Genomic DNA, 14781 nt, shown 5'->3' with positions numbered 1-14781 from the left:
ATGAAAAAAATTATTATTCTATTGAGTGTTTTATCTATTGGTTGCAAAACCCAGAAAAATACTGTTCAACCCACAGGATTGATTGCCAATCAAGCAATGGTTGTTTCTGCACGAGAAGAAGCTTCCAAAATTGGTGTTGAAATCATGAGAAAAGGTGGCAATGCTTTCGATGCGATGGTAGCAACAGAAATGGCTCTTGCAGTTGCCTATCCGTATGCAGGAAATCTTGGCGGTGGCGGTTTTATGGTTTATCGGAAAGCAAATGGCGAAATTGGTTCTCTAGATTATCGAGAAAAAGCCCCGCTAGCAGCAACAAAAAATATGTTTCTAGACGAAAAAGGGAATGTAATAAAAGGGAAAAGTACCGAATCTCCCCTTGCTATTGGGGTTCCCGGAACAATTGCAGGTGTTTTTGCCGTTCATGAAAAATTAGGTTCATTACCAATTGAAGAAATTCTGAAACCTGTTATTGCACTAGCAAAAAGAGGAGTTGTTGTTACCAAAAGACAAGAAGACCGATTGGCTGCGTATCGAGATAAAATCATCAAGGTAAATGGAGACAAGACCTTATTTGCAACCGCTTTTAAGGAAAATGATATAATACAATATCCTGCACTGGCCGCTACATTAAAAAGAATCTCAAAAAACGGCAGAGATGAATTTTACAAAGGAGAAACTGCTAAAATATTAGTCCAATACTTGCAGCAAAAAGGAGCGATAATCTCCTTGGAAGATTTAGCTCAATACGAAGCCAAATGGAGAACACCGCTTACTTTTGACTATAAAGATTTGAAAATTATTTCGATGCCTCCACCTAGTAGTGGCGGAATATGTCTGGCTCAAATATTCAAAATGATTGCGCCTTTTGACCTGGCTAAAATGGGCCATAATTCAACCGAAGCCATTCAAGTTATTGTAGAAGCCGAAAGAAGAGCTTACGCAGATAGAAGTTATTATCTAGGCGATCCTGATTTTGTAAAAATACCTTTGAAAGCTTTAATGGCAGATGATTATTTGGAACAAAGAATGTCGAATTTTAGTTTTGAAAAAGCCACTTTATCATCGGAAATAAAAGAAGGAAAAGTGACGTATAATGAAAGTGCAGAGACGACACATTACTCAATTGTAGATCAGTATGGCAATGCTGTTTCGTCAACCACCACCCTAAATGATGGGTATGGATCTAAATATTATTGTGATGAATTAGGTTTTTTCCTAAATAACGAAATGGACGATTTCAGTGCCAAACCCGGTGAACCTAACATGTTTGGATTAGTGGGCAATGAGGCCAACAGTATTGCGCCACAAAAACGAATGTTGAGTTCCATGACTCCCACCATCGTAGAGAAAAACGGTAAATTATTTATGGTTGTAGGTTCTCCTGGTGGTTCAACAATCATTACGTCAGTATTGCAAACCATTTTAAATGTTTATAAATACAGTATGAGTATGCAGGAAGCGGTAAATGCGCCTCGTTTTCATCACCAATGGTTGCCGGATTTGATCACATTTGAACCCAACACTTTCGACACTAAAACATTTGCAACCTTAAAATCAAAAGGATATTTAATCAATGAAAAGACAACTCCTGTTATAGGTAAAGTGGATGCCATATTGGTTTTACCAAATAACAAAATGGAAGGTGGTGCTGATTTTAGAGGAGACGATAAAGCCGTAGGATTTTAATCCTTCTCCCCAAACTTCGGAAGCGCTCACGATGACGGAAAAAATTAATACTTATGAACTTTATACTTGCCTTAGAAAGCGCTTTTATAGCAAATAAAAATCCAAAAAACGCATTTGCGATGGCAAAATACATGAAGAACAACTTTACTTTTTTTGGGATAAAAACGGAAGAAAGAAGGCGTATTTTTAAGGAAATTTGGAAAGAAAACAAACAAGAAGTTTCAGCAAATACAGGCGCAATTGTATCAGAATTATATTCAAAAATAGAACGAGAATTTCATTATTGCGCGATTGAAATTTTGATAAAAGAAGGCAAAGGAAAATATAAAAAAGAAGATATTCAACTGATTGAAAAACTATTAATCAACAATTCTTGGTGGGACAGTGTCGATACGATTGCAAAGTACATTTTAGGTTAGTATTTAACGGAATTCCCATTAGAAACCAAAAAGGTAATAGAACGATTTTCAACATTAGAAAATATGTGGTTGAATCGAAGTGTAATTTTATTTCAATTGGGTTACAAACAAAAAACGAATGCTAATTTTTTATTTTCCGAATGTTTAAAGCATTCCCATTCTAAAGAATTTTTTATTTAAAAAGCAATCGGTTGGGCGTTACGAGAATATGCAAAAACAAGTCCTGAAGACGTTATAGCGTTTGTAAAATCCAATGATTTAAAAAAATTAAGTACAAAAGAAGCATTAAAAAATATGTGTTAGGATTAAAATAATAGTAGTTTTGTATCCCCTTTAAAAAACATCATGTTCAAAAAATATATTTCAAAACTAGAAACAGTAATTGCAATTGCGCAGTCTTTATTGACTCCAAAACAGTTTATATTTCTATCCGCCGTTTTAGTGGGTATTTCTTCTGCATTTGCTGTAATTGTGCTAAAAACATTTGCTCACTGGGTTTTTTCATTCGCGACTTACGTTAACGGAATCTTGAAATTAGGATTCATTAATAGTATTCTACCTATCATAGGTATCATATTGACTGTTTTAGTGGTTAAGAAAGTTTTAGGAGGGAAAATCCAAAAAGGCACTTCCCAAATTTTATACGCTGTCGCTAAAAAAGCAAGTATTATTCCCAAAAAACAAATGTACGCTCAAATCGTCACCAGTTCATTAACCGTTGGTTTAGGAGGTTCCGCTGGTTTAGAAAGTCCTATCGTGATTACTGGTGCAGCTTTTGGTTCGAATTACGCACAAAAATACAAGTTGAGTTACAAAGACCGAACTTTACTAATAGGATGCGGCGTTGCTGCCGGAATTGCCGCCGCTTTTAACGCCCCAATAGCAGGTGTTTTATTTGCCATTGAGGTATTGCTAGTAGATGTGAGTATTGCAGCCTTTACACCCATCATGATTGCGGCTGCAACAGGTGCTTTGGTCTCCGTAATTGCATTAGACGAGAAAATTTTGTTGTCCTTCAAACAACAACAAAGTTTTGATTATCATAACATTATTTATTATATTTTGTTAGGATTGTTAACAGGATTTATATCCATATACTATTCCCGTAATTTCCAGAAAGTAGAACATTTCTTTGCAAGACTAAAATTATCACCCTATAAAAAAGCATTATTTGGAGCTTCCATTTTAGCGGTACTTATTTTTATTTTTCCTACACTTTTTGGAGAAGGATATGAAAGTATTAAAACATTGTCCGAGAGTGATCCAGGAAAACTATTAGAAAACACGTTGTTTAGTGAGTTTAGAGACAACAGTTGGGCGCTATTACTTTTTGTAGGCAGCACAATGATGCTAAAGGTATTTGCCACAGGGATAACCCTAAGCAGCGGTGGAAACGGCGGTAACTTTGCTCCTTCCTTGTTTCTAGGATCTTATGTTGGATTTTTCTTTTCCAAATTTCTAAATTTAACCGGGCTCACCAACTTGCCAATCAGTAATTTTACTATGGTTGGTATGGCTGGAATCTTGAGTGGTTTGTTTCATGCTCCGTTGACTGCGATATTCTTAATAGCAGAAATAACTGGAGGTTATAACTTAATGATTCCCCTAATGATTGTGGCCTCTATTAGTTTTGCGATTTCAAAACGTTTCGAAAAACATTCAATGGATGTTAAAACGCTAGTGGAAAAAGGACATGCCTTTACTAGTAATAAAGACACCAATGTACTATCTACTTTAGAGACCAATTCCATCATACAAACTGATTTCTTAACAGTTACTCCTGATGAAAATTTAGAACGACTCGTAGATTTAATTTCCCATTCCAATCAAGTAATATTTGGTGTAGTTGATGTAAAACAAAACTTATTAGGAATCGTTCACTTTAATGATATTCGAGAAATAATATTTAATTCCTACCGCGTAAAATATACGTTGGTCAAAGAGATTATGCTTGCGCCTATTGAAATAATTTCACCTGATGACAGCATGGAAATAGTCATGAACAAGTTTGAGAAATCAAAAAAAGCATTTTTACCTGTTCTTAAAGAGGAAAAATACTATGGTTTTATTTCTAAATCTATAGCACTGGAGGCTTATAGAACAAAACTAAAATCAATGACGATTGAATAGTATAGCACGATACAAAAAGGAGAATGCTGCTTTAATAAATTTCTTTTGCTTTTAAAAGTAAATTTTAACAACCCATTGAAAAAAAAGCAGACCTATAAGCCGGATTCTGTTAACACTGAATTTATTTCAGCGTTACCTTATCATTTATCTAGATTACGCATTACTGCGTAACTCAAGCTATCTACCCTTCAGCAACGGACGAGAAGCCCTTAAATGCTGATATACTTGATATTTCACCGCATAGAGTTTACCTGGTTTCACTACAGCATTACCTGTACATACTTTCTGTTGCACTTGTCCTAATTCGCCGAGGCGAACCGACGGGCGTTACCCGCTATGCTTCCCTATGGTGTCCGGACTTTCCTCCCTCTTGATTACTCAAAACGGCGATAAGGCGGTCTGCGGTGCAAATTTACACTATTTAATTCTTTTTTTACATTTAAGATTCCTTACTTTAACATCCCTTTTACAATGAATTCATAATAAAACAGTTACCTTTAGTAAATAACTAAAAAATCTCTATTATGTCAAATATGTATCATTATGCCACCGTTTCTAAAGCCTTAGATGATTTGAATGAGATGGGATTTACCTTTGATTTTAATCTTCATGAGGAAGATATTGTAAAAAATCCAAGTCATTATGAAATTCAGCATATTTACCGTTACGAAGGAGACACCAATCCAGATGATGAGGCAACAGTTTATGGCATCAAATCTTCTTCAGGTAAAAAAGGAGTGTTTGTCGCCGGATATGCTGCAAATTCGGATAATGGTGCCGCAAGAGTTTTAATTGATCTGACCATCAAAGGAAGAAAATAATAAATCCTTTTAGCAAATGAATTAAAAAAATCAGAGTTGATAATCAATTTTTTTTAGAAGCTATTTCCAGCTATTCGTTACAATCTTATCCGCCGAACCCCGGCGCATAAGGATTTTCACTTCTATCTGGGCTAGGGAATTTGGGAAATAAAAACCATTCTGAAAATTATAAAATCTTTCAATCCTTAAATTTTTGCATCTTTAAATTAAAACCTATATTTGCTTTCGAATAAAATTTCTATGGAACAATTTGTTGTATCGGCCCGTAAATATCGTCCTCAAACATTTAAAGATGTTGTAGGACAAAAAGCCATTACTAATACTTTATTGAATGCCATAGAAAGCAATCACTTAGCTTCAGCATTGTTATTTACAGGACCTCGTGGCGTTGGAAAAACGACTTGCGCCCGTATTTTGGCTCGTAAAATTAACCAGCCAGGATACGATGATCCCACTGAAGATTTTGCCTTTAATGTTTTCGAATTAGATGCCGCTTCTAACAACTCCGTTGATGATATTAGGAATCTTATTGACCAAGTGCGGATTCCACCACAAACGGGACAATACAAAGTCTATATTATCGATGAGGTTCATATGTTGTCCTCGGCAGCTTTTAATGCTTTCCTAAAAACATTGGAAGAACCGCCAAAACATGCCATTTTTATTTTGGCAACGACCGAAAAACATAAAATTATTCCAACGATACTCTCTCGTTGTCAGATATTTGATTTCAAAAGAATTACCGTAAAAGATGCCAAAGAACATCTTGCCGAAGTAGCCACCAGTCAAGGAGTAGTTTTTGAAGATGACGCTTTGCACATTATTGCTCAAAAAGCTGATGGTGCCATGCGCGATGCTTTGTCTATTTTTGACCGAGTAGTTTCTTTTTGTGGAAAAGACTTAACACGTCAGGCCGTTACAGAGAATTTGAATGTGTTGGATTACGAAACGTACATCAACATCACCGACTTGCTTTTGGAAAACAAAATTCCAGATTTATTGTTGGCTTTCAACGAAATTCTAGCTAAAGGTTTTGATGCGCACCATTTTGTATCCGGATTGGCTTCTCATTTTAGAGATTTATTAGTTTCTAAAACACCTGCAACTTTAACTTTATTAGAAGTTGGGGAACAAGCGCAGCAAATGTATGGGGTGCAAGCACAAAAATGCAGTCAAGACTTCCTTTTGAAAGGAATCGAGATTGCAAATGATTGTGATTTAAAATACAAACTAAGTCAAAATCAACGACTTCTTGTTGAACTTTGCCTAATGCAACTGGCCTCTATCACTTATGATGGAGAAAAAAAAAAGTTGAGCAATATATAATTCCACCTACTTATTATAGAAAGAATGATTATTCAATAACGGTTCAACCGAAAATTGAAGATCCGAAACCTGCTTTACAAGTTGTTGAATCAGTTCTATCAAAAGAACTGAAAACGACAACTACTGTTCCGTCAATTCCAGTTCCTACTCCCGCAACAAAAAGTAGTATTCTACAATCCGAAGGACCAAAGGTTTCTGCGTTTTCATTATCGAGTATTCGTGCGAAGAAAGCATTGGAAGAAAGTAGTAAAGGAATAATAAAAGAAGTACTTCACTTACCCACGGAATCTTTCACCGAAACAGAAATGTTGTTGTATTGGAATAAATATGCGCAACGTTTAGGGGAGAAAGGCTATAAAATTATGGAATCCTTATTACTCATTAACGATCCTAAATTAAATGGAACTGCCATCACAATTGAATTACCAAATGAAGGATCAAAATTAGATTTTGAAAAAGAAATACATGGGCTTTTAGGTCATTTAAAAGGACATTTACACAATCATGATATTACAATTGAAGTGATGGTTAATGAAAGCGTAGAAAATAAAAGAAGTTTTAATGACCAGGACAGGTATAATAGATTTTTAGAAATAAATCCAAATATTGAACTATTACGTTCAACATTTGGATTAGATTTAGATGTATAATGGGATAGTTACAAATTATATTTTGTTGTAATACATCGCTTTTACAATACCATCTGAAAGTCCTATTTTAGGTACATAAATATTTCTTGCACCACTCCATTTCATAGCATTTAGATAGATTCGTGTTGCTGGAATAATTACATCGGCACGATCTGGATTCAACCCTAATTCGGATATTCTTTGCTCATAGGATAATGAATTTAAAAAAGCATATTGCGAATTCATATAAATATATGAAAGAGGTTTTTCCTGCAATTTGCCAGACATTTTAAATAACTTATTTATGTTTCCACCAGAACCTATCAGTGTGACTTCGTCGTATTCTTGTGTATTTATTTTAATCCATTTTTCAATTTCATCCCACACTACATCGCACACCATATCATTTAACAAACGCACCGTTCCTGCTTTGAAAGATCTAGAATTTATCATTTTACCATTAGAAAACAACGTAAATTCAGTACTTCCTCCACCAACATCAACAAAAAGATAGGTTTGATCAGTTTTCAACAAATGATGTAAATCAGTAGAAGCAATTATGGCTGCTTCTTTCTTACCATCAATAATTTCTATTTTTATATCTGCTTTCTTCTTTATTATTTCGACAACTTCTTTTCCGTTGTACGCTTCTCGCATCGCTGAGGTTGCAAAAGCCATGTAGCGTTCTACCTTATGCACCTTCATTAAAAGATTAAAAGCCTTCATGGCATCACACATTCTTTCAATATTCTCTTCCGAAATTTCTCCAACCGTAAATGCATCCTGCCCCAAACGAATGGGAACGCGAACCAGTGAACTTTTATTAAATTGAGGCTCTTTTCCTTCTTGTTCTACAATATTTGCAATTAACAAACGCATGGCATTGGAACCAATATCAATTGCTGCATATTTTTTTATTTTAATCATCTTCGTTTCAATTCGTTTATTTCCTACCTAAATTATTTTATTCACTCCTGAATCATTGCTTAAAAAAAGCTCTACCTACCCTTCCCTAAATAATTAAACTTTAGTTTCAATTTGGGACTCTACTTGGAGTTTTCTTTGATAATATTTATAGGTTTCTAATTGTGCTCTAAAAATAGGATTGTGATTGCGATATCGGTACTTATTATCTAATTTGTAAGAGTGAAAACGGGCTTTTACATTACCTTTCCAACCAATATCAAAATTATCAATTAGTTCGTTTTTTATACCTTGATCATAAATTGGGCATGTTACTTCAACCCGACCATCTAGATTTCTGGTCATGAAATCCGCTGATGAAATATACACTTCTGTTTGCCCCGCATTACCAAAAATATAAATTCTGGAATGTTCCAAATAATTATCTACAATACTAATTGCTTCAATATTATCACTCATTCCAGGAATTCCGGGAATCAACGAACAAATTCCTCTGACTTCAAGTTGAATTTTTACACCTGCTCTACTGGCTTCATATAATTTATCAATCATTGCAAAATCAGATAAGCTATTCATTTTTAGCTTAATATGTGTTTTCCTTCCTGCTAACGCGTGTGTAATTTCTCTGTCAATTAACTTGACAAATCTTGTTCTGGTATAATGCGGAGAAACGATAAGATGTTTGTAGCGATGTACTCTATAGTTGATATCAAAGAACTCAAATATCCTCATGATATCTTTTAGAATTTGTTGATGACTGGTAAAAAGGGTAACATCAGTGTACACTTTAGCGGTAGATTCGTTGAAATTTCCTGTAGAAATAAAACCATATCGCTTTATTTTGTCATTTTCGTATCTTTCAATAACGCATATTTTGCTATGTACTTTAAGCCCTTTTATTCCAAAAATAAGTTCAATACCTTCCAACTGCATTTGCTCTGCATAGGAAATATTAGAGGCCTCGTCAAAACGAGCTTGCAACTCAATTTGAACGGTAACTTTCTTACCATTTTTAGCCGCATTGATAAGAGAACTAATGATTTGAGAATTTTTTGCCAATCGGTACAAGGTAATTTTTATGGAAATTACTTTAGGATCCAACGCCGCTTCACGTAAAAACTTGGTCAAATAGGAAAAGGATTGATAAGGCGCATTCAATAAATAATCTTTTTCACTTATTTTTTCTAGCATACTCCCTTCCAAACTTAATCCTGGAATGGGTAATGGATCGTTAGTTTGGTATAATAAATCGTATCGACCTAGATTTGGAAAATCCATATAATCTCTTCTGTTGTGGTATCTTCCTCCTGGAATAATACTATCTGTAGAGACAATTTTCATTTTATCTAGAAAAAATTGCAAGGTATCTTCTTCAATGAGTTGGTCATAAATAAAACGAACCGGTTCTCCTATTCGTCGGTCTTTTACACTCAATGATATTTTTTCGATCATACTTTTACTCAAATCACTATCGATATCCAATTGCGCATCTCTCGTAATTTTTATCATGTGAGCAGAAACACTTTTGTAATCAAAAATATTGAAAATATTACTCAAATTATGTCTGATTACGTCATCCAAAAGTATAATATACTGTTTTTCATTATTGGATGGCAATACAACAAAACGATTAATTGTTTTAGGAATTTCGATTACTGCATAACGAACCTCTGAATTTTTATTCATAACTAATTTAATAGCTAAATACCCTGAAGTGTCTTTTAATACCGGGAATTCTGCCAAATCATTTAAGATAATGGTAACTAACTCAGGACTCACTTTTTGAATAAAAAAATCTTTTAGAAAAATTTCCTGTTCAAAAGTAATATCAGTTTCTGTTATAATAAATATATTTTTAGTCTCCAGTTCACTTTCAATAATATTTAAAATTCGTAAACTTTCTGATTGTTGTTGAATAACAATTTCAGTGATATCCTTAACTAATTGCTGTGCTGAAATCCCTCCTAAGTATTTTTCTCCAGAGATGCCAGTTAAACTTAATCGTCTAATAGCTGCAAAACGAACTCGAAAAAACTCATCTAAATTATTTGAAAAAATACCCAAAAAACGCAAACGATCTAATAATGGAACTGAATTATCGCCTGCTTCTTGTAATACACGTGCGTTGAAAGCCAACCAACTTTTTTCTCTATCAATATATTTATATTCTAATACTTTATTCATCTTAAATTTTTGGGGAATATTATTTTTTCAATTTTACCTTTCTTTATTTTTTTCCAATCCTCTGCTTCAAATTTTAAATGAACAAAACCTGAAGTTGGAACATTTTCGATATAAACATCCCCAAATTTATTAACAAAATCTGTAATTGCTCCATTATGTCCAAAAAGAATGACACTTTCATAAGAATTACTATAGGATTTGATCACTTTCTCTAAATCATTTTCATCAAATGTATAAAGATCATCTTTGTAAATGATACTTTCGATAGGATAGGCTAAATTTTGAGCAAAAATTAACGCTGTGTTTGTTGTTCTTTTTGCAGTACTGCTAAAAATTACATACGCTTTCGGAATTGAATCTTTAGCTTCGGACGATACTAGATGAGCATCTTTTACACCCTGACAAGTCAAACCGCGATCTTTATCATGTGTGGGGACTTCCCAACTTGATTTTGCATGGCGAACCAAAAATAAGTTTTTCATGAGTGGAAAATAATTTTGTTATCAACTACTAAAATTTATTAAATACAATTTACAAAACTAAAATTTATTATCCTTGTTTTTAACTTTTTATTCTGTAATAACGTATAAATGCTGTTTCTTAAAAATCTACTTTATTTAATTACAGCTATTATAATCTTCATGTAATTAATGTTAAAAACAAAAAAAATATACTAGCAAGTATATCTCTGTAATAGCGATTTTTACATATATTATATAATTTTTTAAGATTGAATTAACATAAAAATGTACTTAAACGACTTTTTGTGTTGTTTATAGAAAAAAAAGTTAACTCTAACTTTTTACATTTAATTTGGCTCCTTGAACGTCGCCCTGTTTAAAATAAAAATACAAATCTAATACTATCAACCTACATGATAAAAAAATACTTTACCTCAAAAAATTTCTACGTCGAATTTTGTAATTTCTTTGAAAACTCATTCGATCAAATTTTCAAAAAATTAGTTTTGTTGTGTTTCACTTTATTGACGACTTTACTAACCGCTCAAGTATCAAAATCGAATGATAAAACGCCGCAAGTGATGGAAGTAAAATCTTTGATTGCTGCAATGAAAAAATCTGAGCAAAATTTAAGATCAGCTAACTCGGAATCTAAACGTTTGGAGAATTTATTGAATGACGTTCAACAGACCATTTACTTTTATTCTGGAAAAGTTAAAAGTTATGGAAATAAACCAAATTCATTGTTTACAGATGCAAGTTCTTTGAGTTCAATTGCCTCGTCAAACATTAGCGTCGAAAATATTGAAATTTTAACTGTTAAAATTGATGACACCGCTGATTTGAATATTCCAATTGATTTATCAGTACTTTCTAACTTCTCAAAGTTAAATTACGTTTACATCTTGTCAAATATTAGTACCACTGACACTTCAATCATTAAGCTTATAAAAAACATAAATCCAGGATATACTGTTTTTTACAAAATAGACAAAAGCGAATAAAACTAGATTAGATAACAACCTACAATTATTATTATGAAAAAACTATACTCCAAATCTAAAATAGTTTATCCATTAAATCGAATTATTTTTACAGCAATCTTTTTTTTAGGACTTGCATTTTCTTTAAATGCTCAGGTAAAAGTTCCTTTTAAAGAACGAACTTCAACGTTTACACCACTAAAGAAAACGTATAATGTAAAAGGTGATTTCACCATGATTGGTAATACCAATCTAACATTACAAAATTACGCCGACAATGAAACCAATAATAACCCAATGGTTTATGTTGATATCGATAATGATTCAAATACTTGGAATTCATCTTCTTCAACATTATCATTACCTACAGATAATGGAGTTGCATCTTCATGTTCAAACATTGTTTATGCAGGATTATATTGGACAGGTAGAGCATCAGACAGTAATACAAGTGGTTATATTGTAACTGCAACTAAAGGCAATACCAATAGAGATTTCGACAAAAGAAACATTTCCCTAAAAGGGCCTGGAGAGTCCAATTATACTAATATAACTGCAAGTTCAATTGGAAATGTTAATGAAATTTACTACCCAACTACTTCAGATGGGTACATGTATTCTGCTTATGCAGAGGTTACACAATATGTCAAAGATCATGGAGTTGGAGAATATTTTGCTGCAGATATTGCTCTTAAACAAGGTAATGGCGGTGGAACTGGTTTTTATGGCGGTTGGGGATTAATTGTAATTTACGAAAATTCAAGCATGAAGAATCGTGATATCACTATTTTTGATGGTCATGCTTATGTTCAAGGTTCTACAACAATAAATCACCAGATTGATGTAACAGGTTTTAATGCTGTTCCTTCTGGAAATGTAGGAGTTAAACTTGGAATGATTGCAGGAGAAGGCGATAGAGGAATATCTGGGGATTATTTTCAGATACAAAAAAAGAACTCTACTGACTATGTAACTCTCAACCACAGCTCAAACTCCACAAACAATTTTTTCAATTCTTCGATACAGACCGGAGGGAATCAAAGGAATCCATCTTTACTGAATAATACGGGATTAGACATTAACATGTTTACCATTCCTAACACAGATAATTCAATAATCGGTAATAACCAGACATCAACAAAATTCAAATACGGTTCAACACAGGATACTTATGTAATTTTTGCAATAGCAATGGCCGTTGATGCTTATGTGCCAGATATAGAAGGTATTATCACTGCCACTAAAATCAATAACCTTCCTGTTTCAGGCACTAACCCGACAACCGCTTTACCTGGTGAAGAGTTAGAGTATAAAATTCAAATAAAAAATAGGGGTACTGAAGCCATAAACAATACAAAAGTTGTTATTCCAATACCTTACAATGTCACTTATGTTCCAAATAGTGCTTCTAAAATCATTAATTTCACCCCTAACCCTTCTCCTAATACTTTAACTTATGAACCTACAGTTGGAGCAAATGGTTCAATTGTTTGGGATTTTGGTACTTTACCGCTTCCTTCTAATGGCGATATCAATAGTGTATTAGCAGAACTTAGTTTTAAATTTAAAGTAACCGAAGATTGTACATTATTAAAAAATGCTAATTGTAATAATGTTGTTTCAGTAATAGGTTTTTTAAGCGGTGCCGGATCAGTATCTACAGTAAAAGTTATAGACAAATCTTTAATTCAAGGCTATACCTCAGGAGGTAATTGTCAAGGAACTGCCATTCCAACACCATACATAACAACAATTGATGCTGCAAATTATGTTAATGCAAATTGTCAAGCTACTCCACCAATCACTGCTTTTACATTTTGTAACGCTGGTAGTTCCATTCCAATTACCGCTGTAGCCGGAGCATTTCCAACTGGAGCAACATTTTACAACTCGTATCCAGTTGTAAGTGGAACAACAATTCAGTATACAATAAATAAACCATTTCCTGCAACTGTAGGGACTTCTACCTATTATGCTGTACCTCCGGGGGTAAGTAGTGGTTGCTATTTTCAATTTACTATTACAGTTTCAAGCATTACATCTCTACCTACTGTAACAGATGTAAAATATTGTATTGGAGAGAATACAGTACCTTTAAGTGCTACAGCAAGTAATCCTTCGTATAATTTATATTATTACACCAGTGAAACTTCATCAGCTCAAATGTCTATTACTCCTTCATCAACAACTGTTGGCGAAACCACATTCTATGTTGCAGAAGGTCAAACTAATTCTTGTATTGGTCCTAAAAAACCAATTAAAGTAACTATTTATCCAAAACCAATGGTTACTGCACCTGCAATCAAAACATTTGAAGGATGTGAAACGAGTGCAATAACAGGTTTAACATACAGCGAAACTGAGGTCAACATTACACTATCACAGTTTACAACGGCAGGAGGGACATTTACAAATAATAATTCTGTTGGAACATATTCTATTTCTTATCAGGATTCAAAAAATGGAGATTGTCCAATAGTAGTAGAAAGAGTATACAAAATCACAACAATTTGTGGTGCTACTGTAGCAAAACAAACTATTAAAATTCAAGATACTACCGCACCAGTTATCACAGGTACATTATCTGATTCAAATATAGAAGGCTGTTCCCTTGACGACCTTCCTCCTGCTTTAAAAACAGTAGCTACTTTAGAATCCTTAGGTTTATCAATTGGCGATAATTGCACAAGTGATTCAAACATCAGTGTTTCCAGTTCAGATGTTAGTAGTGGAAATTTACCTACTTTAATAACTAGAACTTATACAATATCTGACAAATGTAATAATCAAACTACATTAATTCAAAAGATTATAATAGATGATACTGTTGCTCCTGTTAAACCTGTTTTGGCAGATGTAACCGGAGAATGTGCTGCGACTGTAACTGCTCCAACAACTACGGATGTTTGTAGTGGAAATGCAATTGTTGGAACTACTTCTGATCCTTTATCTTATACCACTCAAGGAACCTACACTATCACTTGGACTTTTAATGATGGAAACGGAAATACAACGACCGCTACTCAAAAAGTAATTGTAAAAGATACTGTTGCGCCTGTTAAACCTGTTTTGGCAGATGTAACCGGAGAATGTGCTGCGACTGTTACTGCTCCAACAACTACAGATGTTTGTAGTGGAAATGCAATTGTTGGAACTACTTCTGATCCTTTAACTTATACCACTCAAGGAACCTACACCATCACTTGGACTTTTAATGA

The 14781-nt window shown here is 33.7% G+C and carries 10 protein-coding genes, 1 other RNA gene and 1 pseudogene; 8 read left to right on the top strand and 4 right to left on the bottom strand.

From position 1 onward, the window contains the following. The 3 genes and pseudogenes from ggt to IWX83_RS09915 all read left to right on the top strand — a co-directional run bounded on the left by ggt (window position 1) and on the right by IWX83_RS09915 (window position 4235). Window positions 1–1686 carry a gamma-glutamyltransferase gene (gene ggt / locus IWX83_RS09935; protein ID WP_196829385.1) on the top strand — a complete coding sequence of 562 codons (1686 nt, stop codon included), beginning with the start codon at window positions 1–3 and terminating at the stop codon, window positions 1684–1686. A 53-nt stretch (window positions 1687–1739) separates the two neighbouring features. Then, window positions 1740–2408 (top strand): annotated as a pseudogene (locus IWX83_RS17230) (DNA alkylation repair protein). Between the two features lie 42 nt (window positions 2409–2450). Continuing rightward, complete coding sequence (locus tag IWX83_RS09915; protein ID WP_073355508.1) at window positions 2451–4235, top strand: chloride channel protein; 1785 nt, start codon at window positions 2451–2453, stop codon at window positions 4233–4235. Between the two features lie 79 nt (window positions 4236–4314). On the opposite strand, the gene rnpB is transcribed toward IWX83_RS09915, so the two are convergent. Then, window positions 4315–4641, bottom strand: an RNA gene (gene rnpB / locus IWX83_RS09910) — RNase P RNA component class A. 118 nt (window positions 4642–4759) lie between these two features. On the opposite strand from rnpB, the gene IWX83_RS09905 reads away from it, so the two are divergent. The 3 genes from IWX83_RS09905 to IWX83_RS09895 all read left to right on the top strand — a co-directional run bounded on the left by IWX83_RS09905 (window position 4760) and on the right by IWX83_RS09895 (window position 7032). Beyond that, window positions 4760–5056 (top strand): hypothetical protein, encoded by a 297-nt coding sequence (locus IWX83_RS09905; protein ID WP_196829379.1) that lies wholly within the window; start codon window positions 4760–4762, stop codon window positions 5054–5056. A 240-nt stretch (window positions 5057–5296) separates the two neighbouring features. Then, the gene (gene dnaX, locus IWX83_RS09900) at window positions 5297–6382 is read left to right on the top strand and encodes a DNA polymerase III subunit gamma/tau (RefSeq protein WP_073355506.1); all 1086 of its coding nucleotides are present in this window, start codon (window positions 5297–5299) and stop codon (window positions 6380–6382) included. Between the two features lie 233 nt (window positions 6383–6615). Then, window positions 6616–7032, top strand: coding sequence for a DNA polymerase III subunit gamma/tau (locus tag IWX83_RS09895; RefSeq protein ID WP_073355505.1), 417 nt, complete (start codon window positions 6616–6618; stop codon window positions 7030–7032). Window positions 7033–7047: 15 nt separating this feature from the next. On the opposite strand, the gene IWX83_RS09890 is transcribed toward IWX83_RS09895, so the two are convergent. The 3 genes from IWX83_RS09890 to IWX83_RS09880 form a co-directional block, all read right to left on the bottom strand. After that, window positions 7048–7938 (bottom strand): Ppx/GppA phosphatase family protein, encoded by an 891-nt coding sequence (locus IWX83_RS09890; protein WP_073355504.1) that lies wholly within the window; start codon window positions 7936–7938, stop codon window positions 7048–7050. Between the two features lie 93 nt (window positions 7939–8031). Further along, entirely contained in the window at window positions 8032–10119 is a 2088-nt protein-coding gene (ppk1, locus tag IWX83_RS09885; RefSeq protein ID WP_073355503.1) for a polyphosphate kinase 1, read from the bottom strand. Next, window positions 10116–10601 carry a histidine phosphatase family protein gene (locus IWX83_RS09880; protein ID WP_196829377.1) on the bottom strand — a complete coding sequence of 162 codons (486 nt, stop codon included), beginning with the start codon at window positions 10599–10601 and terminating at the stop codon, window positions 10116–10118. Before IWX83_RS09880 ends, ppk1 begins: the two co-directional genes overlap by 4 nt. A 488-nt stretch (window positions 10602–11089) precedes the next feature. Between IWX83_RS09880 and IWX83_RS09875 the strand changes: the two genes are divergently transcribed. Both IWX83_RS09875 and IWX83_RS09870 read left to right on the top strand, forming a co-directional pair. After that, window positions 11090–11584, top strand: coding sequence for a hypothetical protein (locus tag IWX83_RS09875; RefSeq protein WP_196829375.1), 495 nt, complete (start codon window positions 11090–11092; stop codon window positions 11582–11584). Window positions 11585–11617: 33 nt separating this feature from the next. Continuing rightward, window positions 11618–14781, top strand: a 3164-nt coding sequence (locus tag IWX83_RS09870) for a DUF11 domain-containing protein (protein ID WP_196829373.1), incomplete at its 3' end; no start/stop codon positions are given.

It is taken from the genome of Flavobacterium sp. CG_9.1 (assembly GCF_015751645.1).
Lineage (GTDB): Bacteria > Bacteroidota > Bacteroidia > Flavobacteriales > Flavobacteriaceae > Flavobacterium > Flavobacterium xanthum.
Note: the sequence above shows the minus strand (reverse complement) of the source record. Positions and strands in the feature narration are given on the sequence as shown.

What these genes read in the sequence shown, in the direction of transcription:
- ggt (WP_196829385.1), top strand. Translation starts at nt 1, where the DNA reads ATGAAAAAAATTATTATTCTATTGAGTGTTTTATCTATTGGTTGCAAA.
- IWX83_RS09905 (WP_196829379.1), top strand. Translation starts at nt 4,760, where the DNA reads ATGTCAAATATGTATCATTATGCCACCGTTTCTAAAGCCTTAGATGAT.
- IWX83_RS09915 (WP_073355508.1), top strand. Translation starts at nt 2,451, where the DNA reads ATGTTCAAAAAATATATTTCAAAACTAGAAACAGTAATTGCAATTGCG.
- dnaX (WP_073355506.1), top strand. Translation starts at nt 5,297, where the DNA reads ATGGAACAATTTGTTGTATCGGCCCGTAAATATCGTCCTCAAACATTT.
- IWX83_RS09890 (WP_073355504.1), bottom strand. Translation starts at nt 7,938, where the DNA reads ATGATTAAAATAAAAAAATATGCAGCAATTGATATTGGTTCCAATGCC.
- ppk1 (WP_073355503.1), bottom strand. Translation starts at nt 10,119, where the DNA reads ATGAATAAAGTATTAGAATATAAATATATTGATAGAGAAAAAAGTTGG.
- IWX83_RS09880 (WP_196829377.1), bottom strand. Translation starts at nt 10,601, where the DNA reads ATGAAAAACTTATTTTTGGTTCGCCATGCAAAATCAAGTTGGGAAGTC.